Below are 26,008 nucleotides of genomic sequence, written 5' to 3'. Positions count from 1 at the left end.
AGATGAACGGGGCCCATCGGGCCGACCTCACGGCGACGGCTCCCCCGCCCCGTACATCTCCTCGACCTCCCGGGCGAAGTCCCGCAGCACCGCCCGCCGTTTGAGCTTCAGGGACGGCGTCAGATGGCCGGAGGCCTCCGAGAACTCGGTGTTCAGGACGCGGAAGGCGCGGATCGACTCGGCGCGTGAGACCAGCCGGTTGGCGCCGTCCACCCCCCGCTGGAGCGCGGCGAGCAGCTCCGGGTCCCGGGCCAGCTCCCAGAGTGCCAGGTGGTCCTTGCGCCGCATCCGCCGCCAGTGCGTCAGGCCCTCGTGGTCGAGGATGATCAGGGCCGTGACGTACGGGCGGTCGTCGCCGACGACCATGCACTGGGCGACCAGCGGGTGGGCGCGCAGCCAGTCCTCCAGCGGGGCGGGGGCCACGTTCTTGCCGGCCGAGGTGACGATGATGTCCTTCTTCCGGCCGGTGATCCGCAGATAGCCGTCCGCGTCGAGCGAGCCGAGGTCCCCGGTGGGGAACCAGCCGTCGTCGGTGTACGGCAGAGCCGCCCCGCGCTGGGCGTCCCAGTAGCCGGCGAAGACGTGACCGCCCTTGAGCCAGACCTCTCCGTCGTCGGCGATCCGGACGGCCGTGCCCGGCAGGGGCCATCCGACGGTGCCGGTGCGCGGCCGGCGCGGCGGGGTGACCGTGGAGGCGGCCGTGGTCTCCGTCAGGCCGTACCCCTCGAAGACCTCGACGCCGGCGCCCGCGAAGAACTCGGCGAGCCGGGCGCCGAGCGGGGAGCCGCCGCAGATCACGTACTTCACGCGGCCGCCGAGCGCGCTGCGGATCCGCCGGTAGACCAGCGGGTCGTACAGCGCCCGTGCGGCGCGCAGGGAGAGCGAGGGCGAGGCCTCCCGCCCGTACCGGCGGGCGATCCGGGCGGCCCGGTCGAAGGCGGCGGCCTTCCCGCCGCGCTCGGCGGTGGCGCGGGCCCGGTCGAAGACCTTCTCCAGGACGTACGGGATGGCGAGGAGGAACGTGGGCCGGAAGCCGGCCAGGTCGGTGAGGAGCTCCTCGCCCTCGACGGAGGGCGCGTGCCCGACCCGGACGCGGGCGCGGACGCAGCCGACGGCGACCATCCGCCCGAAGACGTGGGAGAGCGGCAGGAAGAGGAGGGTGGCGGCGGGCTCCTTGCTCTCCGAGACGAAGACGGGGTGGAGGAGCCGGACGGCGTTGTCGACCTCGGCGAAGAAGTTGGCGTGGGTGAGGGCGCAGCCCTTGGGCCGGCCGGTGGTGCCGGAGGTGTAGACGAGGGTGGCGAGGGTCGCCGGGGTGAGCAGGCCCCGGCGGGCGGTGACGGCCTCGTCGGCGACCCGCGCGCCCGCCGCGCGGAGCTGGTCGACGGCGCCGGCGCCGAGGACCCAGAGGTGGGCGAGTCCGGGCAGCTGCCGCCGCTCGGCGGAGACGAGCCGCGCCTGCTCGGCGTCCTCGACGACACAGGCCGCGGCCCCGGAGTCCTGGAGGATCCAGCGGGTCTGGAAGGCGGAGGAGGTGGGGTACACGGGGACGGTGACGAGTCCGGCGGCCCAGGCGGCGAAGTCGATCAGGGTCCACTCGTAGGTGGTGCGGGCCATGAGCGCGAGCCGGTCGCCGGGGCGCAGGCCGGCGGCGATGAGGCCCTTGGCGACGGAGTGCACCTCGGCGGCGAAGCGGGCGGCGCTGACGTCGTACCACTCGCCCTCCGCGTCCTTCCTGGAGAAGAGGACGGCCTCGGGGTCCTGCCGGGCGTTGTCGTACGGCAGGTCGGCGAGCGAGCCGCGGGCCACCCGGGGAACGAGCGCGGGGACGGACACCTCCCGCACGCGTCCGTCCACCACCACCTTCCGCGGCTCGTCCGGCTCGGTCTCGGATGCGGCGGTGACGACGGACACGTGCGGCTCCTCGGTCTGCGCGATGAACTGAGGTCGTGCGTCGGTACGTTGAGCCCTGAGTTGTCCTGACTGCCCGGACTAGCCGGTAACCTTACTGCCCGGTAAGCGCTAGCGGGGAGACCAGCGTTCGCTTTTCATGAGGTTTCCGAGCCCGGCCCAGGCGAAGTTCATCAGCGTCGCGGCGGCCTCCTTCGCCGCCACCCCCGGAGTCTCGTTCGCCCAGCTGGCCAACGACTCGGCGGACCCGACCAACGCCTGCGCGAGCGCGTCCACGTCCCGCCCGGTGATGACCACGTCCGCCTCCCCGGCGGCCTCCCCGATCAACCCCGCCACGAAGCCCACGATCTCGTCCCGCATCCGCGCCACCTCACCGGCGAACGGCTCTCCCTGCGTCCGCGCCTGCCGGCTCAGCACCACCCATGAGTCCGGGTGCTCGGCGGCGTACGTGAAGAAGGCGAGCAGCCCCGCCCAGAGCCGCTCGTCCGGCGGCACCTCCGGCCCCCCGACCCCGGCGTCCACGGCCGCGAGCAGGGCCCCCGCCTCACGCCGGATGCAGGCGGTGAACAGCTCCTCCTTGGACCCCAGATACAGATAGACCAAGGGCTTGGAGACCCCGGCGAGCTCGGCGATCTCGTCCATGGACGCCGCCTGGTACCCGTGCCGGGCGAAGCACCGCACGGCCGCGTCCACCATCTGCCGCTCCCGCACCACCCGCGGCAACCGCCGCGCCTTCGCCCCGCCGGCCATGGCGCCCCACCCCTGCTTCCAAGATCCACTGGATGCCCCGCGAAAGCGTACGTGCCCCCTGCCCGGTCCGGGCAGGGGGCACGTACACGCTTGACGAGGATCAGGCGGCGGGCTCGACGAGGGTCAGGCGGCGGCCGTGACCGCGACCTTCCGGTCGCTGTCCGCGCCCTCGGCCAGGTCGTCGATCGGGGACGACGAGGCGTGCTCGTACGCGGTGAGGTCGAGGATCTTCTCGCGGGCCGAGACGATCACCGGGATCAGGGCCTGGCCGGCCACGTTCGTGGCCGTCCTCATCATGTCCAGGATCGGGTCGATCGCCATGAGGAGGCCGACGCCCTCCAGGGGGAGGCCCAGGGTGGAGAGGGTCAGGGTGAGCATGACCGTGGCGCCGGTGAGGCCGGCGGTGGCCGCCGAGCCGATGACCGAGACGAAGGCGATCAGCAGGTAGTCGCCGACGCCCAGCTGCACGTCGAAGATCTGCGCGATAAAGATCGCGGCGAGCGCCGGGTAGATCGCGGCGCAGCCGTCCATCTTGGTCGTGGCGCCGAACGGGACGGCGAAGGAGGCGTACTCCTTCGGGACGCCGAGGCGCTCGGTGACCTTCTGGGTGACCGGCATGGTGCCGACGGAGGAGCGGGAGACGAAGGCCAGCTGGATGGCGGGCCAGGCGCCCTTGTAGAACTGGAGCGGGTTGACCTTGGCGACCGTGGCGAGCAGCAGCGGGTAGACGCCGAAGAGGACCAGGGCGCAGCCGACGTAGATGTCGGCGGTGAAGGTCGCGTACTTGCCGATCAGGTCCCAGCCGTAGTCGGCGATGGCGAAGCCGATGAGGCCGACGGTGCCGAGCGGGGCGAGGCGGATGACCCACCACAGGGCCTTCTGGAGGAGCTCCAGGACCGACTCGGAGAGGGTGAGGATCGGCTTGGCGCGGTCGCCGAGCTTGAGGGCGGCGATGCCGGCGACGGCGGCCATGAAGACGATCTGGAGGACGTTCAGCTCGGTGAAGGGCGTGATGACGTCCGTCGGGATGATGCCGGTGAGGAAGTCGATCCAGGAGCCCTCGTGCTTGGGGAGCTTGCCGTCCTTCGGCGTGAGGCCGGTGCCGGCGCCCGGGTCGGTGATCAGGCCGATCGCGAGGCCGATGCCGACCGCGATGAGCGAGGTGATCATGAACCAGAGCAGCGTGCGGGTGGCGAGGCGGGCGGCGTTGTTCACCTTCCGCAGGTTGGTGATCGACACCAGGATCGCGAAGAAGACGAGCGGCGCGACGGCCAGCTTGAGCAGCTGGACGAAGATGTCGCCGATCTGGCCGAGGGTCTCCTTGAGCCAGGAGACGTCCTGGCTGCGGGCGACCCAGCCGAGGAGGGCTCCGAGGGCCAGACCGGCGATGATCTGGGCCCAGAAGGGGACCTTGGGTATCCGGGGCTTCGTCTCGGGCGTCACGGACGCGGACACGGGCACACTCCACAGGTGCGTATCGGGAAATACGGGACGGGGGTGCGGCACACACGCGCTGGGCGCGGGCCGCTGCATGATGCCGGATCAGAGCGCGCGGCAACAGACCGCGGACATACAGCGGCACAGATCGACGTGCAGGCGCGCCACGAGCGGGGTGCTCGTGGCGTCGGAGAAGCGCACTGCCGTCTTCATGTCGAACACGTTAACACTTGAACTTTGAGAACCTCAAAGCTCTCCTTTGGGGTGCAGGAGCGCCCTTTCTCCTCCGAAACACAGAACACCCCAGGCAGGAGCCTTGGAAGGCCCCACCCGGGGTGGACGTCTGTGAGGAAGCTTACGTAGCCCTTATACGACTACAGCGCGTCCTCCTGGGACCGGTTCGCGTCCAGCCGGCCCTTGGCGCGCTCGACCTTCGCCACGACCTCCGCGCTCGCCTCGTCCCGCGCCTTGCGCAGGAGCACGAAGCTGAGGGGGGCGGAGACGACGATGGAGAGGACGAGGACCCAGAGCAGGTTCGAGTCGCCCAGACCGCGCGGCAGCGCGCCGACGTAGACGAGACCCCACAGGGCGAGGAAGCACCCGGCGAAGATCCCGAGCCGCATCAGCGTGTAGCGGAGCATGTCAGTCCAGTCTTCCGTTCCGAAAGATCCCGAAGTTTCCCAGCGGGACGAGCGTCCTCCAGTGAAGCACGCGACGGCACCCGATCCGGGACCGGGCCTCTTGAGCACCGGAGAAGTAATGGATAAAATCCGCCCATGACCCTTACGTTCGAGGTGGACCCGGCCGTCGACCCCGCCCTGCGCGACGGCGTGCTCTCCCTCTGGGCCGACGTCTCCAACGCGGGCGGCGCCGTCGGCTTCGTGCCCCCCGTCACCCCCGACGAGATCCGTCCCGCCCTGCTCAGGCACCTGGTCGCCATGGCCGAGGGCGGCACCCGCCTCCTCGTCGGCCGCGACGAAGACGGCCGGGTCGCCGCCACCGCCTTCTTCACCTTCAACACCCATCCGCTGATGACCCACTGGGCGTGGCTCTACACCGTGATGGTCCACCCCCGGCACCAGGGCCGGGGATACGGCCGCGACCTCATGGCGGCGGTCGAGCACACCGCCCGCACCGCCGCGGGCTTCGAGGCGATCGAGGCGATACGCCTGACCTGCCGGGGCGGCACCGGCGTCGACGGCTTCTACGCCAAGTCCGGCTACAAGGAGGTCGGCCGCGTCCCCGACGCGATCCGGGTCGCCCCCGGCGACGACCGCGACGACATCATCATGCTGCTGCCGCTGAGGTGAGCACGGGGCCGCTGAGGTGAACACGGGAAAGGGCCGGCGGGGACATCCCCGCCGGCCCTTTCTCATGAGTGCGTCAGACCCGCATCGGCTGCGGCGACTCGCGCCGGTCCGCGTCCGGGCCCGGGTACTCGCGGATGATCTCGTACCGCGTGTTCCGCTCGACCGGCCGGAAGCCCGCGTCGCGGATCAGTTCGAGCAGGTCCTCGCGGCCCAGCTTGTTCGGCGTGCCGTAGTTGTCGGCGTCGTGCGTGATCTTGTACTCGACGACCGAGCCGTCCATGTCGTCGGCGCCGTGCTGGAGCGCCAGCTGCGCCGTCTGGACGCCGTGCATGACCCAGAAGACCTTGACGTGCGGCACGTTGTCGAAGAGCAGCCGGGAGACCGCGAAGGTCTTCAGGGCCTCGGCGCCGGTCGCCATCGTGGTGCGCGCCTGGAGCTTGTTGCGGATCTTGCCGTCCTGCATGTCCACGAAGTCGTGCTGGTAGCGCAGCGGGATGAAGACCTGGAAGCCGCCGGTCTCGTCCTGGAGCTCACGGAGCCGGAGCACGTGGTCCACGCGGTGGCGCGGCTCCTCGATGTGCCCGTAGAGCATGGTCGAGGGGGTCTTGAGCCCCTTCTCGTGCGCGAGCCGGTGGATCCGGGACCAGTCCTCCCAGTGGGTGCGGTGGTCCACGATGTGCTGCCGGACCTCCCAGTCGAAGATCTCGGCGCCGCCGCCGGTCAGCGACTCCAGGCCGGCCTCGATCAGCTCGTCGAGGATCTCGGAGGCGGAGAGCCCGGAGATCGTCTCGAAGTGGTGGATCTCGGTGGCCGTGAACGCCTTGAGGGAGACGTTCGGCAGGGCCTTCTTGAGCTCGGAGAGGGAGCGCGGGTAGTAGCGCCAGGGCAGGTTGGGGTGGAGCCCGTTGACGATGTGGAGCTCGGTGAGGTTCTCGTTCTCCATCGCCTTCGCGAGGCGCACGGCCTCCTCGATGCGCATGGTGTACGCGTCCTTCTCGCCCGGCTTGCGCTGGAAGGAGCAGTAGGCGCAGGAGGCGGTGCAGACGTTGGTCATGTTCAGATGCCGGTTGACATTGAAGTGGACCACGTCGCCGTTCTTGCGGGTCCGGACCTCGTGGGCCAGACCGCCGAGCCAGGCGAGGTCGTCGGACTCGTACAGGGCGATGCCGTCCTCACGGCTCAGCCGCTCACCGTCCCGGACCTTCTGCTCAAGTTCGCGCTTGAGTCCCGCGTCCATGTACGGCCGCCTCCCTTGTATCTCCGAATTCAAGCTCTGCCCACCGTACTCTCAGCCCTCCTCCGGGAGCTCCCCGACCCGGTTCTCCCACTTGGTGGAGAGCACGATCGTCGTACGGGTGCGGGAGACGCCCTTGGTGCCGGAGAGGCGGCGGATCGTCTTCTCCAGGCCGTCGACGTCGTTCGCGCGCACCTTGAGCATGAAGGAGTCGTCGCCGGCGATGAACCAGCAGTCCTCGATCTCGGCGAGGTCCTTCAGCCGGCGGGCCACGTCCTCGTGGTCGGCGGCGTCGGAGAGGGAGATGCCGATGAGGGCGGTGACGCCGAGGCCGAGCGAGGCGGCGTTCACGGTGGCGCGGTAGCCGGTGATGACTCCGGCGGCCTCGAGTCGGTTGATGCGGTCGGTGACGGAGGGGCCGGAGAGCCCGACGAGCCGGCCGAGCTCGGCGTACGAGGCGCGGCCGTTCTCGCGCAGAGCCTGGATGAGCTGCCTGTCCACGGCGTCCATAAAGAGGAACCTTCCATTGTCCAGCGATACCGCGAGTATAGGTATAGAATCTAAGGCACACAGGGGAGACACCCTGTGAATCTTTCAGTGGATCGAAGACGATCTTTCAGGAGTGGTGATCACCGTGTACACGATCGAGATGGCCTACGCCCGCATGCGTGAGCTGCAGGAGCTGGCCGGCCGCTCGCGTGCCCACCAGCCGTCCGCCGCCTCGAAGCGCACCGCCAAGAAGGCCGCCAAGAAGCGCTAATCCGTGCGGGAAGCTCCACCGAGCTCTCCCTCCCAACGGCGGTACAGCCGGTGCGGCACCCCTGCCGCGTCGAGCACCCGCCCGGCGACGAAGTCCACCAGATCCTGGATGTGCGTCGCCCCCGCGTAGAACGCCGGAGAGGCGGGCAGCACCACGGCGCCCGCCTCGTCCAGCGTCACCATGTGCTTGAGCGTCTGTCCGTTCAGCGGGGTCTCCCGCACCGCGACCACCAGCGGGCGCCGCTCCTTCAGCGTCACGCTCGCGACCCGCTGCAGCAGGTCCTTCGAGAGCCCGAGCGCCACTCCCGCCACCGCGGCGGTCGAGGCCGGCACCACCAGCATCCCCTTCGCCGGGTACGAACCGGAGGACGGCCCCGCGGCCAGGTCCCCGGCCGCCCAGTACCGCACGTCGTCCAGCCCGCCCGACACGTCGAAGGTGTCCGGCTTCCCGTCCGCACCCCGCGCCAGCCAGGCCGCCAGGTCCTCGCGCCAGTGCGCGTCCCGGAAGGCGATCCCCGTCTCGTCGAGCAGCGTCAGCCGCGAGGCCCGCGACACGACGAGGTCGACGCTCTCCCCCGCCTCAAGCAGCCCCCTCAGCACGGCGGCGGCGTACGGCGTACCCGACGCCCCGGAAACCCCCACGATCCAAGGGGTGCGCTTGCCGTCGTTCATGCCGTCGAGCCTATCCGTCGTCGCGCCGGGGCTACGGGGTGAGCCCGCGGACCAGCAGGTCGAGCAGGGCGCACACGAACAGGCTGATGCCGATGAACCCGTTGGTCGTGAAGAACGCCCGGTTCAGCCGGGACAGGTCGTGCGGCTTCACGATCGTGTGCTCGTAGCCGAAGGCGACGACCACGATCACCAGACCGATCCAGAAGAAGAGGCCCGCGTCCGTCGCCAGGGCGTACCAGACGAGGAGGCCCGTCGTCACGACCGCCGAGGCGCGGGCCCCCCACAGCGCCGCCGGAACGCCGAAGCGGGCCGGCACCGACATCACGCCGTGCGCCCGGTCCGCCTGCACGTCCTGGCAGGCGAAGATCAGGTCGAAGCCGCCGATCCAGACGCCCACCGCGAGGCCCAGGACGACCGCGTCCCAGGACCACTCGCCGGTCACCGCGAGCCACGCGCCGATCGGGCCGATGGACTGGGCGAGGCCCAGGATGGCGTGCGGGAAGTTCGTGAACCGCTTGCCGTACGGATAGACGACCATCGGGATGACGGCCAGCGGCGCGAGCGCCAGACAGAGCGGGTTCAGCAGCGCGGCGGCCCCGAGGAAGACGACGACGGCGATCCCCGCGCCGATCCACGCCGAGCGCACGGACACCGCGCCGGTCACCAGCTCCCGCCCGGCCGTCCGCGGATTACGCGCGTCGATCTCGCGGTCGATGATCCGGTTGCAGGCCATGGCGAAGGTCCGCAGGCCCACCATGCAGACGGTGACGAGGAAGAGCGTCCACCAGTGGATGTTCCGGTCCAGCCGGTACATCGCGGTGAGCGAGGCGATGTAGGCGAAGGGCAGCGCGAAGACCGAGTGCTCGATCATCACGAGTCGCAGGAAAGCCTTGGTACGTCCCGGCTGGGCGCCGGGCACGGCCGCGGTGGTCACAGCCCGTACTCCTTCCAGCGGCGGTCCACCAGGGCCGCCGTCGCCGGGTCCGACTCCACCATGTCCGGCCAGCCGCCGTCCCGGGTGTAGCCCTCCTCGGGCAGCTTCTTCGTCGCGTCGATACCGGCCTTGCCGCCCCAGAACTGCTGGTACGAGGCGTGGTCGAGGTGATCGACCGGCCCCTCGACCACGGTCAGGTCACGCGCGTAGTCGGTGTTCCCGAGGGCCCGCCAGGACACCTCGTGCAGATCGTGCACGTCACAGTCCTTGTCGACCACGATGATCAGCTTGGTCAGCGACATCATGTGCGCGCCCCAGATGGCGTGCATGACCTTCTGCGCGTGCTTCGGGTACTTCTTGTCGATCGAGACGATCGCGCAGTTGTGGAAGCCGCCCGACTCCGGCAGGTGGTAGTCGACGATGTCCGGCACGATGATCTTGAGGAGCGGCAGGAAGAACCGCTCCGTGGCCCGGCCGAGCGGCCCGTCCTCGGTCGGCGGCCGGCCGACGACGATCGACTGGAGCAGCGGACGCTTGCGCATCGTGACGCAGTCGATCTTCAGCGCGGGGAACGGCTCCTGCGGGGTGTAGAAGCCGGTGTGGTCGCCGAAGGGACCCTCCGGCAGCATCTCGCCCGGCTCCAGCCACCCTTCGACGACGACCTCGGCGTTGGCGGGGACCTGGAGCGGGACGGTCTTGCAGTCCACCATCTCGATCCGCTTGCCCTGCACGAAGCCGGCGAAGAGGTACTCGTCGATGTCGCCGGGCAGCGGCGCCGTCGAGGCGTACGTGACGGCCGGCGGGCAGCCGAAGGCGATGGCGACCGGCAGCCGCTCGCCCTTCGCGGCGGCCACCGCGTAGTGGTTGCGGCTGTCCTTGTGGATCTGCCAGTGCATGCCGATGGTGCGCTTGTCGTGCCGCTGGAGCCGGTAGAGCCCCAGGTTCCGCACGCCGGTCTCGGGGTGCTTGGTGTGGGTGAGGCCCAGGTTGAAGAAGGACCCGCCGTCCTTGGGCCAGGTGAACAGCGCGGGCAGCTTGTCGAGATCGACGTCGTCCCCGGTGAGGACGACCTCCTGCACCGGAGCGTCCCCGGACTTCACCTTCTTCGGCGGCACGTGGACCATCGAGCCCAGCTTCCCGAAGGCCTCGCGGACCCCGACGAAGCCGTGCGGCAGCTCCGGCTTGAGAAGCCCGCCGATCTTCTCGCTGATCTCGCCGTACGACTTCAGGCCGAGCGCCTTGAGGAGCCGGCGGTCCGTCCCGAAGACGTTCATCGCGAGCGGCATGGCGGAGCCCTTGACGTTCTCGAAAAGGAGCGCCGGCCCTCCCGCCTTGTTCACCCGGTCGACGATCTCCCCGACCTCCAGGTACGGGTCGACTTCGGCCTTGATGCGCTTGAGGTCGCCTTCGCGCTCCAGGGCCCTGAGCAGCGAGCGGAGATCGTCGTAAGCCATAGGGGCCAGTATCGGTCACGGGCTAGGCTTGACCTGTCACCGGGGCCGCCGCAACCGGCCCCGCCGCTGCTTCCAGGGGGCCGCACCACATGCTCAGGGCACTGATGTACATCCTGCCGCTGGCGCTGACGATCTACGCCTTCATCGACTGCCTGAACACCCCCGAGGACGAGGCCAAGCACCTGCCGAAGGTGGTCTGGGTCATCATCATCCTGCTGTTCTGGATCGTGGGCCCGATCGTCTGGTTCGCCGCCGGCAAGATGCGGCGCGCACCCGCCGGAGGCCGTACGCCTTCCGAGTGGCACCGCAATCACCGTCACGAGTGGGTCGCCCCGGACGACAACCCCGAGTTCCTCAAGTCCCTCAAGGAGGAGAACAAGAGGGACGAGTCCCTCCTCAAGGACTGGGAGGCGGACCTGCGCCGCCGCGAGGAGGAGCTGAAGAGGCGCGAGCGCGGCGAGGACACGGGGACCGAGGGCTGATGGAGCTGCGGCTCCTGGCGACCTTCGAGAAGGTGGCCGACGTCCTCTCCTTCACCCGGGCGGCGGCGGAGCTGGGCTACGCCCAGTCGAGCGTGACGTCCCAGATCAGGTCCCTCGAATCCTCCCTGGGGGTCGACCTCTTCGAGCGGCTCGGCTCCCGCATCCGCCTGACGGAGGCCGGTGAACGCCTCCTGCCGTACGCGCACCGGATGAGGGACCTGGCGGAGGAAGCCCGTACGGCCGTCGCGGCCACGGCGGAACCCTCGGGCCCGATCGCGATCGGCACCATGGAGTCGCTGACCTCCTACCGGCTGCCGCCGCTCCTGGAGTACTTCCACCACCGCTACCCGAAGGTGCGGCTGACGCTGCGGCCCACGCTCGGCGACGAGACCCGGAAGGCGCTGCGGCAGGGCACGTACGACGTCGGCTTCCTGATGGAGCCGGAGACGGAGCACGAGGGCCTGGAGACGGAGGTCCTCGCACCCGAGCCGCTGGTCCTGGTGGCCGGCCCGGACCATCCCCTCGTCGGCCGTACGGATCTGACGAGCGCGGACCTGGCCGGGGCGCAGCTGGTGGGCACCGAACCGGGCTGTCCGTACCGCGACCTCTTCGAGGAGGAGCTGCGGGAGTGGGCGCCGCCGTTCATGGAGTTCGGCACGATCGAGGCGACGAAGCGGGGGGTGGCGGCGGGGCTCGGGGTCGCGCTGCTGCCCCGGGTCGCCGTCTCCGAGGAGCTGGCGTCCGGGGCACTGGTCCCGCTGGCCTGGGAGGCCCCTTTCACGCTCTTCACGCAGCTCGCGTGGCGGCGGGGGAAGCGGCTTCCGGCGCATGTGCGGCTGTTCGTGGAGCAGGCGCGGCGGCTGGTGTCCGAGCAGCGAGGGTGACCTTGAGGCTCGCGAGGACGATCAGCGGGACGCCGAGCGCCTGGACGAGCCCGATGTGATGCCCGTACACCGCCCAGTCGACGCCCATGGCGACGGCCGGGTAGGTGAAGGCGAGGACGGCGATCTTGGCGGTGGGCAGCTTGGCGTAGGCGGCGTACATGAGCACGTACATGAGCCCGGTGTGGATGAACCCGAGCCCGACGAGCCAGCTCCAGCCGCCCCCGCCGACGCCCCCGAAGTCGACGAACGGCAGCAACAGCGGCATCCCCACCAGCACCTGGACGAGCGCGATCAGGTGCGGCCGTACGCCGGTGATCCGCTTGGTGACGAAGGTCGCGAGGGCGTAGAGCACGGCGGCGGCGAGCGCGAAGCCGAGCCCGGCGAGGGAGCCGGTGTCCCCCGGCCTGACCCCGGACACCAGCACGAGCCCGACGAAGGCGAGAGCGAGCCACCCCAGCTTGGCACCGGAGATCCGCTCCCGCAGGAGGACGGCCCCGAGCAGCACGAGGAAGAACGGCTGCGTGTGATAGACGACGGTGGCGAGCGAGATCGAGGTCGCCTGGTAGGCCTCGAAGAGGAACACCCAGTTGAAGACGATGAACACCCCGCCGAGCGCGGCGAGCCCCAGCTTCCCCGCCGTGAACCCGTGCCCGGTGAAGAACCCCCGCACGAGGCTGTAGGCCCCGAGCGCGACGGCCCCGAAGAGGCACCGGAAGAACACCACCTCGAAGGGCGACGCCCCGGACTCGACGACGAAGACGCCGAGGGTGCCGGAGAGCACCATGGCGAGGGTCAGTTCGATGGTTCCCCTGGTCTCGTTTCTCATGGGAACGACGCTACGAACGGGGGCGGGGGCGGTCCACGAGCCAGTGGGGCGTCCTCCCGATGAGGGCGATCGGCGGATCCGATGGGTCCGGCCGGCGCCCGGAATACCTCCGGGAGGGGCCGGGTTGGCACCGGACATGACTCTCGACGAGACCCCCGGCCCGGACCGCTCGTTCCTCTTCGTCCTCGGCAGCTCCCGCGCCGACGGCAACTCCGAGATCCTGGCCCGCGCGGCCGCCGAGCACCTCCCCTCGGACGTCCCGCAGCGCTGGGTGGACCTGAACGAACTGACGCTGCCCGACTTCCAGGACGGCCGGCACGAGGACGCCGACCGACGGGCCGGTGAGGTCGAGGAACTACTCCGCCGGGCGACGCTGGAGGCCACGGACATCGTGATCGTCTCGCCCCTGTACTGGTACAGCCTCTCCGCGCAGGCCAAGCGCTACCTCGACTACTGGTCGGGCTGGCTGAACGTGCCCGGCTCGGACTTCAAGGAGCGCATGGCGGGCGGCACGCTGTGGGGAGTGACGGCCCTGGCGCACGAGGAACACGAGGTCGCGGACGGCCTGGTCACCGGCCTGAGCCACTCGGCGGCCTACCTGCGGATGCGCTTCGGCGGAGTCCTGACGGGAACGGCCTCCCGCCCGGGCCGGATCCGAGCCGACGAGCAGGCGATGATCCGCGCCAAGACCTTCTTCCACCAGGAGGCCCCGCTCGCCCGCTTCCCGTACGAGGAGGCCGACGCCGTCGCGTGAGGGCCCATCCGCCGTCGCGTGAGGGCCCATCCGCCGTCCCGCCCCTTCGCCGGGGTCGTACTCCCACCTCCAGCTCACCCGCCCACCGCCTTGTGCGCGGCACGGATGATGTCCCCGGTCGGCGTAGCCGGCCGGAGCCACAGCCCGCGCCGACCGCGCGTTGATCCAGGCGGAGGCGTGGCCGTTCCGGTGTGACGTCTCACGGGCCGGGCGCCGGATGACACGGGCACCCGCACACCAGGTGACGGACCCCCGGTACGCCGCTGTCGCGGGGTACGTGGTCGCGGCAGCGGTCGTGGCGGCCGACGATGCAGCGCGGCGACCGGAACTCAGGTTCGGGCTCGGCCGTGAGCGTGCGGCTCAGCAGGGACACGGTCACCGCGTCGGCGATCTCCGGCGTCACCCACCAGCCGTCGCCCGCGCGGTCGCGGTGCGGGCCGTCGTGGCCGATGGCCAGCACGCACACCGAGCCGCCCCACACCGGCCGCACCACCTCCGCCACGGCGAACACGGAGCGCCGCGCCCCGCAGCGGCTCATCGGGCGGTCCCGGCGTGGATGTTCCGGTGGTCGAGGTCCACTCCGACCGTGGCCAGCCAGAGCGTCCGGCGGCGCTTGCGCTGCGCGGCGCGGGTGGCCGGGCGGGTGCGGTGCCTGCCGGTGGCCGGCAGGGCCGGCATGAGCAGCCCCAGCAGGACGGGCATCAGCGCCCAGCCCCGTACGCGCGCGATAGGGTTCAGCACGTCATCAACTCCCTTATGAGTTGGTGGCCATGCCCCGGGAGGTCTAGCCACCTCGCCGGGGTCTTCGTGTCACACGACCCTATAAGGCATGCATAGCTCTGCATAGCTCACCAATGGTTCGTACAGGTCTTCGATGCTTACGTTGGTCGTGTGACCGACCACAGCCAGATCCCCGAGTTCGATCCGCAGGGCCCCCAGCTGGTGTACGTCGCGGTGGCCGACCACATCGCCGCCCGCATCGCGGCCGGAGCACTACCTCCCGGCGCCCGCCTACCGGCGGAGCGGGACCTCGCCAAGGAGTACGGAGTCGCCTACCTGACAGTCCGTCGCGCGGCCCAGGTCCTCCGCGAGCGGGGCCTGATCCTGACCGTTCACGGCAAGGGAACGTTCGTCGCCGACCCTCTTCCGGCGGACGAGGGTCAGCCCCAGGCGTGACACCCCCGGTCCATCGGGGAAGCCTCCCCCCATGGACCAGGAACAAGCACGCCGGTGGCTCGTCACCGCCCTCGACGAAGCCCGCACCGGGCTCGCCGAAGGGGGGATTCCCATCGGGGCCGCCCTGTACGGCGCCGACGGGGTGCTGCTCGGGCGCGGGCGCAACCGGCGCGTGCAGGACGGGGACCCGTCCACGCACGCGGAGACCGCCGCCTTCCGGGCCGCCGGCCGGCAGCGCTCGTACCGGGGGACGACGATGGTGACGACGCTCTCGCCGTGCTGGTACTGCTCCGGGCTCGTGCGGCAGTTCGGGATCTCGCGGGTGGTCGTCGGGGAGGCGGAGACCTTCCACGGCGGACACGACTGGCTCGCCGAGCACGGCGTCGAGGTGGTCGTGCTCGACGATCCCGAATGCGCCGCGCTGATGCGGGAGTTCATCGCACAGCACCCCGCTCTGTGGAACGAGGACATCGGTGACGAGTGAGGCGAGTCTTCCCACCGTCGACCTGCGGCGCGATCCCGCCCCGCAGCTGGCCGCCGTCGACCGCGCCCTGCGTGAGGCCGGGTTCCTGCTGGTCACCGGGCACGGGGTGGACCCCGGTCTGCGGGCCGCCATCCGTGAGACGGCCCGCGCCTTCTTCCACCTCCCGCCGGCCGTCAAGGAGCCGTACGCCGTGCGGGTCGGCGGGCGCGGGTGGCTCGGGCCGGGCGCGGAGGCCAACGGGTACGCGGAGGGCACGGCGACCCCGCCCGACCTGAAGGAGTCGCTCTCCTTCGCGGCGGAGGAGCCGACCGGGGACCCGGCGGTGGACGCCGAGTGGTTCCTGCCGAACACCTGGCCGGACGAGGTGCCCGAGCTGCGGCCGCTGGTGGAGGCGTATCTGGCGCAGATGAAGGAGCTGTCGGACCGGGTCCTCGACCTGCTCGGCGTGGCGCTCGGCGAGGAGCGGGACTTCTTCACCCGGCACACCGGGCACCCCACGTTCGGCTTCAATATCAACTGGTATCCGGGGCGGGAGCGGACCGGCGAGCCGGAGCCGGGGCAGTTCCGCATCGGCCCGCACACGGACTTCGGCACGGTCACCGTCCTGGACCGGGAGGCGGGCAAGGGCGGGCTCCAGGTGTTCACCGACGCCGGGGGCTGGCAGGACGCCCCGTACGACCCCGCCGCGTTCACCGTCAACATCGGTGACCTCATGGCGGGTTGGACCGGAGGCCGGTGGAGGTCGGGGCGTCACCGGGTGCTGCCGCCGCCGGCCGACGCGCCCGCCGAGGAGCTGATGTCGCTGGTGTACTTCTACGAGTGCACGCCCGGGACCACGATCCACGGCATCGAGTCGCATTCCTACCTGCGGGCCCAGCTCGACGCCATCGCCACGGACTGAGAACAGGTCCACAACAGAGTCGAAAAGCCGACCGCTTTCCCAACACACCGTCGATATCCTTGAGTTGACTGTGACGGGGGTGGCAGGGGCGTGGACAGAGAGCTGTACGGCCGCGAGGCGGCCCTGGACGAGGGCGGGCTCGTCGCCCGGCTCGCCGGGCTCACCCGACAGGGGGCCGCGCGCGTCGCGTACGAGCACGGGGACGACCCGCCCGTGACGGTCTTCACCGGGGGGCGCGGCATGGGGAAGACCGCCCTGCTCAAGGAGGTCCGCAACCGCTACAAGGGCTACACCCCGCTCGCCCTCCTCGACTGCGCCCACATCGAACCGCCCGCCGACCACGGCCCCGGCTGGACCCCGGTCACCGGCGCCCTCGCCGAGCTGGCCGTGCAGCTGTCGCCGAAGGTGCTGGGCGCCCGGCCCGTCCGCTTCCCCCGGCTCTCGCTCGGCCTGGTCGCGGTCGCCTCGCTCGCCTGGTCCCAGGAGGACGACGAGCGGGCCCGGCGCGACCTCCAGCGCCTCGGGCCGCTCCTCGCGACCGTCGACGCGACCAGGGGCGCCGCCGCCAACTGGGTCGGCAAGGTCCTCGCCAAGCTCGCCGCCACCTTCGCCGAGGCCTCCGCCCCGCTCGCCGGGCTGCTCGCCGAGGCGACCGTGGAGACCGTCCTGGAGGAGGTGTTCGGCCGCCTCCAGCGCAGCTCCGAGAGCTGGTACGGCACCTACCGCAACGCCGGCGGGCGCGCCAAGGCCGGCCTCCAGCAGCTCACGATCGACTTCGAGCAGGGCGGCCGGCGGCGCGGCGAGGCCGAGGCCTTCCTCGTCGGCGCCCTCACCGAGGACCTGCGCCACGCCTACACCGGGCTCCAGCGCGGCGCCCGCATCGGCAGGCCCCTGCTCCTCCTCGACAACGCCCACGAGCCGCTCGGCCGGCAGCTGGTCGAGCCGATCCTGCGCGCCCGCGCCGCCGAGGGCCGCCGCGACCGGGTCGTCGTCCTCGCCACCTCCCGGGTCCGCGAGCACGAGGGCCTGCGGCAGGCCACCCGCACCCGGCTGCCGGAGACCGCGCACCGGGCGCCCTGCCCGCGCGGGACGAGCGTCGGCTCGGGCATCCTCGCCGTCGAGCTGACCCCGCTCTCCCCCGCCCAGACCCGGTCCGCCTTCGACCGTCACGAGCCGGCGGGCCGCACCCCCGCCGAGCTCGCCCGCGCCGTCCACCGGCTGACCGGCGGCCGCCCGCTCGGCGTGGCCCTCCTCGGCCGGGCCGCCGGCGAGGCCCCCGCGCGGCTGCGGGCCGACCTCACCCCGGGCCGGCTGCTCGACCTGACGGTGGAGCTGCGCGAGGACGCCCCGCCGGTGCCCGTCGCCCCCACGCTCCTCGCCGAGCTCCTGCCGGTGCGCAGACCGGGGCCGTACGCCGTGCTGGCCGCGACCCACGACGAGGAGTCCGCCCGGATGCTCGCCCACGCCCGGCTCCAGGCGGAGTCCCTGGACGGGGACGTGGCGCTGCGGGTCCGCGACCAGCTGCGCGCCGAGGACTGGGGCGAGGGCCCCGGCCACTTCGTCGCCGACCCGCTGCTGCGCGCCCTGCTCCTGTACCGGCTGCGCTTCGAGGACGACGACCATCCCCACTACGCCTCCTGGCACGCCGTCCACGAGACGCTGTACCGGCACTACGGCCCGGGCCCCGGCCCGTACCGCCTCCACCACGGTCTCGCCCTCGGCCGCACCGAGGAGGCCGTCACGCACCTGCGGGAGACCTTCCCCGGGCAGGACGTCCTCGGCTGGCTCGGCCGGCTCCGGTTCATCGCCGCCGCCCCGTACCCGCGCGAGCGGAACCGGCCGGGCCCCGACCCGCGCCGGGCGGTCGCCCTCGGCCAGGAGCCGCCCGGCGCCCTCCCCGCCGGTCTCGACCCCGACACCACCGAACTCCACCTGTCCGTACGGCGGCTGCTGCACGCCCTGTGGCTGCTCACCGATCCGCTCGCACTGCCCGACGACGAGGTCGCCGACCGGCTCGCGCACGAGCTGCGCCGGCTCTCCGGCCGTCATCTGACGGGCAGCGGTTCACTCTGGGACGCGGCGAGCAACTGGCCGCGCGACATCCGTGCCTGGCGGGAGCCGTCGCTGCCGCCCGGCCGTGAGAACGGAGCCTGACGCCATGCCCGATCGACTGGCCCTCCGGCTGCGCCGGCGCGTCCGCACCCCCCGCCAGAAGCTCGTCGCCTCACTCGTCACCGCCGCCGTCGTCCTCGGTCTCGGCGGCTACGGCATCTCACGGCTGACCACCCCGGAGGACCGTTCCTGCGCCGCCGGCGTGGCCCGCCCCGCCGGCAGCTCCGAGTGCGTCGGCGTCAACGGCGACGGACACGCCTTCGGCATGCCGGACCTCGGCGAGGTCGCCGGGGCCATCGGCCGCGAGAACGCCACGCTGAAGGCCGGCGAGTACGCGACCGTCGCCGTGCTCCTGCCGCTGACCTCCACCGACGGCGGCATGCGGGAGAAGGTCCTGCACGAGGTCCAGGGCGCGTACGCCTACCAGTACCGGGCCAACCACGAGTCCAACAGCGAGACCCCGAAGATCCGCCTGGTCCTCGCCAACACCGGCAAGGGCAACGCCCACTGGCGCGAGACCGTCGACCGGCTCATCGGCATGACGGACGCCCCCGACCGGCTGCGGGCCGTCTCCGGCGTCGCCACCTCCTCCACCGAGGTACGGGAGTCGGTGGCCGCCCTCACCGCCGCCGGGATCGCCGTCGTCGGCACCACCATCACCGCCGACGACATCGCCAACGGCCCCGGGGCCGGCCACAACCGCTACCCGGGGCTCGCCCGCGTCTCCCCCACCAACACCGACGAGGCCAAGGCCCTCTCGCACTTCGGCCGGGTGGACGCCACCAAGGCCTTCCTCGTCCAGGACACCCGGACCGGCGACCACTACACCGACACCCTCAAGGCCGCCTTCACCGCCAACCTCAAGGGCGCCCCGCACGAGCCGGGGCTCTTCACCTCGCCCGCCGACCCCACCGAGGAGGGCACCACCGCCAACACCTTCCGCCAGATCACCCATCTGATCTGCGACACCGGCGCCGAGACCGTCTTCTTCGCGGGACGCCACACCCAGCTCCGGCAGTTCATCAACGCGCTCGGCTCGCGCGGCTGCACCGACCGCGCCTTCACCGTCCTCACCGGCGACGAGGGCTCCTACCTGGGCGCGGACAAGAAGCTCGACCGCAAGGCGCTGAAGGCGAAGCTGACCGTGCGGTACGCCTCGCTCGCCCACCCGGACGCCTGGAAGCCGGCACCGGGGCGGCGGATCCCGGCGACGGGCGGTTCGGTGGTGGCGTACTCGACGTTCCTGACGGACATCGCCCGCGCCGCGAAGGGGCCGGTGGCGCTCGCGGACGGGCAGGCGATCATCGCGTACGACGCGATGGCGACGGCGGTCCACGCGATCCGCCAGGCCACCCCGGACGGCGCGGTCTACCCGGCGAAGGAGGACGTGGGGACCCAGTGGCCGCAGGTCAAGGGCTCCCTGCGGGTGGAGGGCGCGAGCGGCTGGATCTGCCTGGACAACTACGGCAACCCGTACAACAAGGCGGTCCCGATCGTGGAACTGACCCAAGACGGCACGCAACGCTTCGTCCAGACGGCCTGGCCGGAGGGCCACCCGCCCACAGAAACGTGCCTGCCGCCGAAGAAGGGGTGAGGGCCCGTTGTGGGCATACGTTCCGCAAGGGCGGAACGTATGCCCACAACGGAACGGCGCGCCAAGACGCGCCCGGGCTCCCGCCCCTACGGCACCCACTTGGGCCAGGGAGCCTCGTCGCGCTCGTACAGCTCCCGCAGATGCCGCCACCGCTCCGGGGACCAGTCCCGCCAGTCCGTAGGGTGACCGTCCAACGCCGCCACGAGCCGCTCGAAGTGGTCGTGCCACCCCGCCAGACAGTCCAGCCGGTACTCGGCGGACCCCCGCACCTCGTTGGTGAAACGCAGCACGGTCGACCCGCCGCCCCCGGACCCCGGTTCCAGGTGGAACCGGATCCGGCCGTGCGTCGGGCCGACCGTGTACTCGGCCACGTAGTCGGGGTCCCAGGCGGTCACCCGCCCCGAGACCTCGGTGTCGCTGTTGAGCCAGCGGAGGGTGACCCGGCCGCCGAGCCGCGGCTCCAGCGGGTCCGCCTCGCAGAGCCAGGCCGGCAGGCCCTCGGGCGAGGCGACGGCCGCCCAGACCGCCGGCATCGGCTGCGGAAGGTCCACGACGAAATGCAGCAGGTGCCGGTCACCGTCGTGGGTCTCGCTCCTGCCCCGGGAGATCTCGCTCATGCCTCCAGCGTCACCCCGGGACAGGCCCCGTGCCAGCTCAGACGCCGGCGTAGGAGTGCTTGCTGTTCACGAAGATGTTGACGCCGTAGTAGTTGAAGAGGAAGCAACCGAAGGCGATGAGCGCGATGTACGCGGCCTTCCGCCCCTTCCAGCCGGCCGTCGCGCGCGCGTGCAGGTACGCCGCGTAACCCACCCAGGTGATGAAGGACCAGACCTCCTTGGCGTCCCAGCCCCAGTAGCGGCCCCACGCGTCACCGGCCCAGATCGCGCCGGCGATGATCGTGAAGGTCCAGAGCGGGAAGACGGCCGCGTTGACCCGGTACGAGAACTTGTCGAGCGAGGCCGCCGAGGGCAGCCGCTCCAGGACCGAGCGGGCGAAGGAGCCCGGGTTCCCGCCGGTCGCGAGCTTGTTCTCGTACGAGTCGCGGAAGAGGTACAGCAGGGTCCCGACCGCACCGATGTAGAAGACGGCGCCGCAGAAGATCGCGGTGGAGACGTGGATCCACAGCCAGTACGAGTCGAGCGCCGGGACCAGCTGGTCACTGGGGGTCTTCAGCCAGGTGGTGGCCATGCCCAGGTCGAGCAGGACCGTGGTGACCAGCGGCAGGCCGATCCAGCGGATGTCCTTCTTGGCGAGGAGGAAGCCGAGGTACGCGCCGACCGCCACCGTGGAGAAGGTGGTGGAGAACTCGTACATGTTGCCCCAGGGGGCCCGCTGCACGGACAGCGCCCGGGTGACCACGCCCGCGGCCTCGACCGCGAAGGCGAGGACGGTGAGCGAGACGGCGATGCGGCCGTACAGGTCGCCCTTGACCGTGCCGCCGGCCGCGCCGGGACCGTCCGGCACGTCACGGGTGCCGGCCGCGGAGCGCGTGACGACCTTCGGCTTGTCGAGGACGGCGGTGCCCCCGGCCTGCTTGACCTGGACGGTCACGGCGGCGGCCGGGGCGGCCGAGGCCCGCTGCGTGAGGGCGGCGGCGGTGCGGCCGACCTTGCTGCGGCTGCCGAACACCCACTCGGCGATGTGGGCGAAGAAGGCCAGGGTGTAGACGGCCATCGAGGAGTAGACGAGCAGGTCGCTCATCTGCGCCAGGCTCTCGTTGGTCGTGGCGGCGAGGATCACTTGTCGGCCTCTCCAGAAGGGGCAGGGTCTTCTGCGGGTTCTTCCGCGGGTTCCGGTACGTCTTCCTTCACGGCGTCCGCCGCGGGCGGGGCCTCCGCCGTGAGCGCGACCGCGAGGTCGCCCAGCTCCTCCGGCAGCTTGGCGGACTCGCTGCGGCCGAGTCCGGCCATCTCGACGACGGTGACGCCGTCCTCACCGCGCACGGCCCGGACCCAGACCCGGCGGCGCTGGATGAAGAGCGAGCCGGTCAGACCGGCGATCGCGGCGATCGCGCCCGTGAGGGCGAGACCGTTCCCCGGCTGCTGCGAGATCTGGAAGCTCGCCCACTCCTTGATGTCCTTCTCGAAGGTGATCGAGCCGGCGCCGTCGGGGAGCGTCATGGTCTCGCCGGCCAGCATGCGCTGCGCGACCCCGGTCCCCTTGTCGATCTTGAACTGCTTCATCTTGGAGGTGTCGAGCTGGTACACGTTCTGCGGCAGACCGGAGTTCACGCGCAGGTCGCCGTGGTAACCGGTGAGCGCCATGACCGGGAAGTCGAGCGCGGGGAACTGCGAGAACATCGTGCCCTTGCCGGCGCCCGCGAAGGTCGGCACGAAGAGCGCCGTGAAGCCGAGCTGCTCCTTCTTGCCGTTCTTGTCGCGGTAGCCGTCCATCACCTTGATGGCGCCGGTCGACGTGATGTTGTTGTCGATGGGCAGCATCGGTACGGCGCCGTGGAAGACGGTCTTGCCGCGGCCGTCCCTGACGGTGACGACGGGCGCGTAGCCGTGGGCGATCAGATAGACCTTGGAGTCGCCCACCTTCAGCGGCTCGTTGACCCGGATGACCGTCTTCTTGTCCGCGCCGCCCTGCGAGTAGGTGACGGCCGCCTCGAAGGTGCGCGGGGTGCCGCGCTGGGGGCCGTTCTTCTCGTACGTGCCGGTGAAGGAGTCCAGGGTGAAGCTGAACGGCTCCAGCTCGTCGGTGCCGAACTGGGAGCCGGACTTGAAGTCGTCGTACTGGGTGAGCGTGTTGGAGAAGCCGTCGCCCTCGACGATCAGCTTGCCGCCCTCGGACTTGAAGAGCTGGCCCCAGGCGAAGGCGACGAGCATCACGATCAGGGCGACGTGGAAGGCCAGGTTCCCGGCCTCGCGCAGATAGCCCTTCTCCGCGGCGACCGCGTTCCCCGCCGTATGGGCGCGGAAGCGGCGGCCCTTGAGGACGGCGAGCGCGGCCGCGCGGACCTGCTCGGGCTCGGCCTCGGTGCGCCAGGTGGTGTAGGCGGGGAGCCGGTCGAGGCGCCGGGGGGCGCCCGGCGGGCGGCTGCGGAGCTGGCCGACGAACTGCCAGCTGCGCGGCACGATGCAGCCGATGAGGGAGACGAACAGCAGGATGTAGATCGCGGAGAACCACACCGAGCTGTAGACGTCGAAGAACTGCAGCTTCTCGTACAGCGGCGTCAGGGTCTCGTGGGCGTCCTTGAACGCCCGCACCTTCAGCTCGTCCGCGCTGTTCTGCGGGATGAGGGAGCCGGGGACGGCGCCCAGGGAAAGCATGAACAGCAGGATCAGCGCGACCCGCATGGAGGTCAGCTGCCGCCAGAACCAGCGGAACCAGCCGATGACCCCGAGGGCGGGGCCGCCGATGGCGGTGTCCTCCTGGGGGGCGGTCGACAGCTGTGCCCCGGCGCTGCCGAGGCCCTCCTGCTGCTCCGTCGTGTCGGTCTTGCTCATGGAACTCAGATCCCCACCGTGAAACCGCCGGACCAGCCCTGCATCGTGGCCACCATGCTGTCCCACGCGCCCGTCAGGAGCAGAACACCGGTGACGAGCATCATGCCGCCGCCGATCCGCATGACCCACACATAGTGCTTCTTGACCCAGCCGAACGCGCCGAGCGCCTTGCGGAAGGCGACGGCGGCGAGCACGAACGGGACGCCGAGGCCGAGGCAGTACGCAAAGGCGAGCACCGCCCCGCGGCCGGCGCTGGCCTGCTCCAGGGCGAGGGCGTTGACCGAGGCGAGCGTCGGGCCGATGCACGGGGTCCAGCCGATGCCGAAGAGCGCCCCGAGGAGCGGGGCGCCGATCAGTCCGGCGACGGGCTTCTTGTGGAAGCGGAACTCGCGCTGCGTGAACCAGGGCATCAGGCCCATGAAGAACACGCCCATGAGGATCATGAGCACGCCGAGGACCGTGGTGAGCGTCTCGCGGTACTCCTGGAGCGTCGACCCGAAGTAGCCGAAGAGCGCGCCGCCGGAGACGAACACGGCGGTGAAGCCGAGGACGAAGAGGACGGCACCGGCGGTCATCCGGCCGCGGCGGCTCTCGGCGAGGTCGGTGCCGGTGACGCCGGTCACGTACGAGAGGTAGCCGGGGACGAGCGGAAGCACGCACGGCGAGAAGAAGGAGACGAGGCCGCCGAGGACCGCGAGGGGCAGGGCGAGCAGCAGGGCTCCGCTGGTGACCGTCTCGTTCACGGGCTCACTTCTCCTTGAGGAGGGGCTCGATCATCGACCGGAGCTTCTTCTCGTCGAGCGCCATGAGGGAACGGGCGGCGATCTTTCCCTCCTTGTCGAGGACGACGGTGGAGGGGATGGACTGGGGGTTGAGCGTGCCCTTGGGGAAGCCGAAGAGGATCAGCTTGCCGTTGGGGTCGTAGAGGCTGGGGTAGGTCACCCCGTAGTCCTCTTCGAAGGTGAGCGCCTGCTGCTTGTTGAAGTCGCGGGTGTTGAGGCCGACGAACTCGACGCCCCGGCCCTCGAGGTCCTTGGCGACCTTCACGAAGTGCGGGGCCTCGGCGCGGCACGGGCCGCACCAGGAGCCCCAGACGTTGAGGACGACGACCTTGCCCTTGAGGTCGGCGACGTCGAGCCGCTTGCCTTCGAGGGTCTCGCCGGCGATCTCCTTCGGTGCCGTGCGCTCGCCCTTGGCGACGGTGGAGATGCCACCCGTGTTGGTCACGAAGTTGGTGTTGCCACCGCCGCCGGACTTGCCGTTGTTCTCGCCGCCGCAGCCCGAGAGCGCGAGGGCGGCGGCGGACAGCGTTCCGACGGCGACCAGGGTGCGCCGGATGCGTCGGGGGGCACGGCTAAGGCTCATGTGAAAAGTTTCGCATGGGCGTTTGGGGGATCTTGGGCACCCCCCTACGTGCCCGTAAAGCCCCTTGTCAAGATCGCCTAAGCGGTCGGGGTGGAAGTGGGGGAAGCGGGGGAAGTGGGGGTGGGCCTGAGGAAGGCGTTCCAGCCGCCCTCGGGCTTCTGTCCGACTTCCAGCGAGCGCAGCTTCTCCAGGATCTTCGGGTCCTGGACGTCGAGCCAGTCCACGAACTGCTTGAAGGAGACGAGCCGCACGTCCTTCTTTCCGGCCATTCCCTTGAGCGCCTCTTCGACGGCGTCCATGTAGATGCCGCCGTTCCACTGCTCGAAGTGGTTGCCGATGAAGAAAGGCGCGCGATTCGACTCGTACGCGCGCGTGAAGCCGGAAAGGTACGCCTCGGCCGCCTGCTTGCGCCAGCCCGGATAGCGCGAGGGCATGCCCTTGGTCGTGTTGTTCGACTGGTTGGCGAGCATGTTGTAGTCCATGGAGAGGACCTCGAAGGAGTGTCCGGGGAAGGGCACGGCCTGGAGGGGGAGGTCCCAGATTCCCTGGCGCTTCGTCGGCCACGTCTGCCGGCCGCCGGGCGAGCTGGCGTCGTAGCGCCAGCCCAGGCGCTTGGCGGTGGGGAGCAGGTTGTCCTGGCCGAGGAGACAGGGGGTGCGGCCGCCGACGAGCTCCTTGGAGTAGTCGAAGGGCAGCGGGTCGAGGTCGGTCCAGCCGCTGTTGGTCTTCCACTCGGTGACGAACTTCATCGCCTGGTCGATCTCGCTCTGCCACTGGGCCGGGGTCCAGTTGCCGACGGAGCCGGAGCCGCCGCAGAAGTGCCCGTTGAAGTGGGTGCCGATCTCGTGGCCCTCGAGCCAGGCCTGCCGGACGTACTTCAGGGTCTCCTTGATGTGCCCGTCGGTGAGGTAGCCGATGTCGGAGGCGCCGACGCGGTTGTTCGGCGGGCGGTAGAGGTCCTTCTTCGACTCGGGGAGGAGGTAGATCCCGGAGAGGAAGAAGGTCATCGCCGCGTCGTTGTTCTTCGCGAGCTCGAGGAAGCGCGGGAAGAGGCCGTTGCCGACCTCGCCGGCGCCGTCCCAGGAGAAGATCACGAACTGGGGCGGGGTCTGGCCGGGTTCGAGCGGGACGGGGGCGTCGGGCTGGTGCGGCTGCTTGCCGGTGTCGGCGGTGGAACCGTCGCCGATGAGCCGGGCGTCCTCCTTGCTCGGGGTGGGCGTGCCCGGGTCCGCCGAGACGTCGCCCCCCTTGCCGGGTCCGGAACGTCCCGGCCTGTCCTGATGGTCGGTACTGCATGCGGCGAGCCCCATCGCCGCAGCGGCCCCAACGCCCGCTCCGAGCAGCCCCCTTCGACTGATCCCGCTGATCCCGCGCATGACATCCCCATTCGCGCTGACGTATGACCTGAACGTCATCCAAACCGACAATGAGTGAGATGCCGGGAGGAACACGGAGGTTCCGGAAAATCGCACAAAAATTTTAGGGCGGACGGATGACATGAACATCATCCGACCGCC

At 70.8% G+C, this 26,008-nt stretch carries 28 protein-coding genes; 10 read left to right on the top strand and 18 right to left on the bottom strand.

What is annotated here, in order from left to right; all coding sequences use genetic code 11:
- Window positions 1–27: 27 nt before the first annotated feature.
- The 4 genes from BLW86_RS21570 to BLW86_RS21555 all read right to left on the bottom strand — a co-directional run bounded on the left by BLW86_RS21570 (window position 28) and on the right by BLW86_RS21555 (window position 4,739).
- Window positions 28–1,914, bottom strand: a complete 1,887-nt coding sequence (locus BLW86_RS21570; RefSeq protein WP_093875552.1) for an AMP-dependent synthetase/ligase — start codon at window positions 1,912–1,914, stop codon at window positions 28–30.
- 108 nt (window positions 1,915–2,022) lie between these two features.
- Window positions 2,023–2,661 carry a TetR/AcrR family transcriptional regulator gene (locus tag BLW86_RS21565; protein WP_093875551.1) on the bottom strand — a complete coding sequence of 213 codons (639 nt, stop codon included), beginning with the start codon at window positions 2,659–2,661 and terminating at the stop codon, window positions 2,023–2,025.
- A 123-nt stretch (window positions 2,662–2,784) separates the two neighbouring features.
- The gene (locus BLW86_RS21560; protein WP_093875550.1) at window positions 2,785–4,116 is read right to left on the bottom strand and encodes a dicarboxylate/amino acid:cation symporter; all 1,332 of its coding nucleotides are present in this window, start codon (window positions 4,114–4,116) and stop codon (window positions 2,785–2,787) included.
- A gap of 356 nt (window positions 4,117–4,472) precedes the next feature.
- Window positions 4,473–4,739 (bottom strand): DUF4229 domain-containing protein, encoded by a 267-nt coding sequence (locus BLW86_RS21555; protein WP_093875549.1) that lies wholly within the window; start codon window positions 4,737–4,739, stop codon window positions 4,473–4,475.
- Between the two features lie 135 nt (window positions 4,740–4,874).
- Here BLW86_RS21555 and BLW86_RS21550 point away from each other — a divergent pair, with 135 nt between their 5' ends.
- Window positions 4,875–5,408 carry a GNAT family N-acetyltransferase gene (locus tag BLW86_RS21550; RefSeq protein WP_093875548.1) on the top strand — a complete coding sequence of 178 codons (534 nt, stop codon included), beginning with the start codon at window positions 4,875–4,877 and terminating at the stop codon, window positions 5,406–5,408.
- A 73-nt stretch (window positions 5,409–5,481) separates the two neighbouring features.
- Here the strand turns inward: BLW86_RS21550 and mqnE are convergent, their stop codons facing one another.
- Window positions 5,482–6,645 carry an aminofutalosine synthase MqnE gene (gene mqnE, locus BLW86_RS21545; RefSeq protein ID WP_093875547.1) on the bottom strand — a complete coding sequence of 388 codons (1,164 nt, stop codon included), beginning with the start codon at window positions 6,643–6,645 and terminating at the stop codon, window positions 5,482–5,484.
- A 51-nt stretch (window positions 6,646–6,696) separates the two neighbouring features.
- Window positions 6,697–7,152 (bottom strand): Lrp/AsnC family transcriptional regulator, encoded by a 456-nt coding sequence (locus BLW86_RS21540; RefSeq protein WP_030691729.1) that lies wholly within the window; start codon window positions 7,150–7,152, stop codon window positions 6,697–6,699.
- A gap of 112 nt (window positions 7,153–7,264) precedes the next feature.
- Here BLW86_RS21540 and BLW86_RS42100 point away from each other — a divergent pair, with 112 nt between their 5' ends.
- Window positions 7,265–7,402 (top strand): hypothetical protein, encoded by a 138-nt coding sequence (locus BLW86_RS42100; RefSeq protein WP_177181717.1) that lies wholly within the window; start codon window positions 7,265–7,267, stop codon window positions 7,400–7,402.
- Here BLW86_RS42100 and BLW86_RS21535 read toward each other — a convergent pair.
- The 3 genes from BLW86_RS21535 to BLW86_RS21525 are packed head-to-tail and all read right to left on the bottom strand — an operon-like array spanning window position 7,399 to window position 10,461.
- Window positions 7,399–8,073: a UbiX family flavin prenyltransferase gene (locus tag BLW86_RS21535; RefSeq protein ID WP_093875546.1), complete on the bottom strand. Its 675-nt coding sequence runs from the start codon at window positions 8,071–8,073 to the stop codon at window positions 7,399–7,401. The genes BLW86_RS42100 and BLW86_RS21535 overlap by 4 nt on opposite strands.
- Before the next feature lie 31 nt (window positions 8,074–8,104).
- A complete protein-coding gene (gene mqnP / locus BLW86_RS21530; RefSeq protein WP_177181716.1) occupies window positions 8,105–9,007 on the bottom strand; it encodes a menaquinone biosynthesis prenyltransferase MqnP in 903 nt (300 codons plus the stop codon).
- Window positions 9,004–10,461, bottom strand: a complete 1,458-nt coding sequence (locus tag BLW86_RS21525) for a menaquinone biosynthesis decarboxylase (protein WP_093875544.1) — start codon at window positions 10,459–10,461, stop codon at window positions 9,004–9,006. Before BLW86_RS21525 ends, mqnP begins: the two co-directional genes overlap by 4 nt.
- An 89-nt stretch (window positions 10,462–10,550) precedes the next feature.
- On the opposite strand from BLW86_RS21525, the gene BLW86_RS21520 reads away from it, so the two are divergent.
- Both BLW86_RS21520 and BLW86_RS21515 read left to right on the top strand, forming a co-directional pair.
- A complete protein-coding gene (locus BLW86_RS21520) occupies window positions 10,551–10,943 on the top strand; it encodes a PLD nuclease N-terminal domain-containing protein (protein WP_093875543.1) in 393 nt (130 codons plus the stop codon).
- The gene (locus BLW86_RS21515; protein WP_093875542.1) at window positions 10,943–11,827 is read left to right on the top strand and encodes a LysR family transcriptional regulator; all 885 of its coding nucleotides are present in this window, start codon (window positions 10,943–10,945) and stop codon (window positions 11,825–11,827) included. The genes BLW86_RS21520 and BLW86_RS21515 overlap by 1 nt, the downstream gene beginning before the upstream one ends.
- On the opposite strand, the gene BLW86_RS21510 is transcribed toward BLW86_RS21515, so the two are convergent.
- The gene (locus BLW86_RS21510) at window positions 11,730–12,653 is read right to left on the bottom strand and encodes a DMT family transporter (protein ID WP_093875541.1); all 924 of its coding nucleotides are present in this window, start codon (window positions 12,651–12,653) and stop codon (window positions 11,730–11,732) included. The genes BLW86_RS21515 and BLW86_RS21510 overlap by 98 nt on opposite strands.
- Window positions 12,654–12,789: 136 nt before the next feature.
- On the opposite strand from BLW86_RS21510, the gene BLW86_RS21505 reads away from it, so the two are divergent.
- Window positions 12,790–13,407, top strand: a complete 618-nt coding sequence (locus BLW86_RS21505; RefSeq protein WP_093875540.1) for a flavodoxin family protein — start codon at window positions 12,790–12,792, stop codon at window positions 13,405–13,407.
- Window positions 13,408–13,606: 199 nt separating this feature from the next.
- On the opposite strand, the gene BLW86_RS21500 is transcribed toward BLW86_RS21505, so the two are convergent.
- Both BLW86_RS21500 and BLW86_RS21495 read right to left on the bottom strand, forming a co-directional pair.
- Entirely contained in the window at window positions 13,607–13,945 is a 339-nt protein-coding gene (locus BLW86_RS21500; protein WP_093875539.1) for a hypothetical protein, read from the bottom strand.
- Entirely contained in the window at window positions 13,942–14,148 is a 207-nt protein-coding gene (locus tag BLW86_RS21495; protein WP_093875538.1) for a hypothetical protein, read from the bottom strand. The genes BLW86_RS21500 and BLW86_RS21495 overlap by 4 nt, the downstream gene beginning before the upstream one ends.
- A 150-nt stretch (window positions 14,149–14,298) precedes the next feature.
- Between BLW86_RS21495 and BLW86_RS21490 the strand changes: the two genes are divergently transcribed.
- The 5 genes from BLW86_RS21490 to BLW86_RS21470 all read left to right on the top strand — a co-directional run bounded on the left by BLW86_RS21490 (window position 14,299) and on the right by BLW86_RS21470 (window position 19,674).
- The gene (locus tag BLW86_RS21490) at window positions 14,299–14,583 is read left to right on the top strand and encodes a GntR family transcriptional regulator (RefSeq protein ID WP_093875537.1); all 285 of its coding nucleotides are present in this window, start codon (window positions 14,299–14,301) and stop codon (window positions 14,581–14,583) included.
- Between the two features lie 31 nt (window positions 14,584–14,614).
- A complete protein-coding gene (locus BLW86_RS21485) occupies window positions 14,615–15,067 on the top strand; it encodes a nucleoside deaminase (protein WP_093875536.1) in 453 nt (150 codons plus the stop codon).
- Window positions 15,057–15,968: an isopenicillin N synthase family dioxygenase gene (locus tag BLW86_RS21480; RefSeq protein ID WP_093875535.1), complete on the top strand. Its 912-nt coding sequence runs from the start codon at window positions 15,057–15,059 to the stop codon at window positions 15,966–15,968. The genes BLW86_RS21485 and BLW86_RS21480 overlap by 11 nt, the downstream gene beginning before the upstream one ends.
- A gap of 90 nt (window positions 15,969–16,058) precedes the next feature.
- Window positions 16,059–18,122: a hypothetical protein gene (locus BLW86_RS21475; protein ID WP_093875534.1), complete on the top strand. Its 2,064-nt coding sequence runs from the start codon at window positions 16,059–16,061 to the stop codon at window positions 18,120–18,122.
- Window positions 18,123–18,126: 4 nt separating this feature from the next.
- Window positions 18,127–19,674: an ABC transporter substrate-binding protein gene (locus BLW86_RS21470; RefSeq protein WP_093875533.1), complete on the top strand. Its 1,548-nt coding sequence runs from the start codon at window positions 18,127–18,129 to the stop codon at window positions 19,672–19,674.
- A gap of 86 nt (window positions 19,675–19,760) precedes the next feature.
- On the opposite strand, the gene BLW86_RS21465 is transcribed toward BLW86_RS21470, so the two are convergent.
- From BLW86_RS21465 to BLW86_RS21440, 6 genes are all read right to left on the bottom strand, one after another.
- Complete coding sequence (locus BLW86_RS21465; protein WP_093875532.1) at window positions 19,761–20,291, bottom strand: SRPBCC domain-containing protein; 531 nt, start codon at window positions 20,289–20,291, stop codon at window positions 19,761–19,763.
- A gap of 37 nt (window positions 20,292–20,328) precedes the next feature.
- Window positions 20,329–21,414: a c-type cytochrome biogenesis protein CcsB gene (gene ccsB / locus BLW86_RS21460; RefSeq protein WP_093875531.1), complete on the bottom strand. Its 1,086-nt coding sequence runs from the start codon at window positions 21,412–21,414 to the stop codon at window positions 20,329–20,331.
- Window positions 21,411–23,126 carry a cytochrome c biogenesis protein ResB gene (locus BLW86_RS21455; protein WP_093875530.1) on the bottom strand — a complete coding sequence of 572 codons (1,716 nt, stop codon included), beginning with the start codon at window positions 23,124–23,126 and terminating at the stop codon, window positions 21,411–21,413. Before BLW86_RS21455 ends, ccsB begins: the two co-directional genes overlap by 4 nt.
- 5 nt (window positions 23,127–23,131) lie before the next feature.
- On the bottom strand, window positions 23,132–23,869 hold the full coding sequence (locus BLW86_RS21450; RefSeq protein WP_093875529.1) for a cytochrome c biogenesis CcdA family protein: 738 nt from the start codon (window positions 23,867–23,869) through the stop codon (window positions 23,132–23,134).
- A gap of 4 nt (window positions 23,870–23,873) precedes the next feature.
- Window positions 23,874–24,491, bottom strand: a complete 618-nt coding sequence (locus BLW86_RS21445; protein WP_093875528.1) for a TlpA family protein disulfide reductase — start codon at window positions 24,489–24,491, stop codon at window positions 23,874–23,876.
- Between the two features lie 77 nt (window positions 24,492–24,568).
- Window positions 24,569–25,858 (bottom strand): polysaccharide deacetylase family protein, encoded by a 1,290-nt coding sequence (locus BLW86_RS21440; RefSeq protein ID WP_093878789.1) that lies wholly within the window; start codon window positions 25,856–25,858, stop codon window positions 24,569–24,571.
- Window positions 25,859–26,008 lie beyond the last annotated feature (150 nt).

The organism is Streptomyces sp. TLI_105 (assembly GCF_900105415.1).
GTDB lineage: Bacteria > Actinomycetota > Actinomycetes > Streptomycetales > Streptomycetaceae > Streptomyces.
Note: the sequence above shows the minus strand (reverse complement) of the source record. Positions and strands in the feature narration are given on the sequence as shown.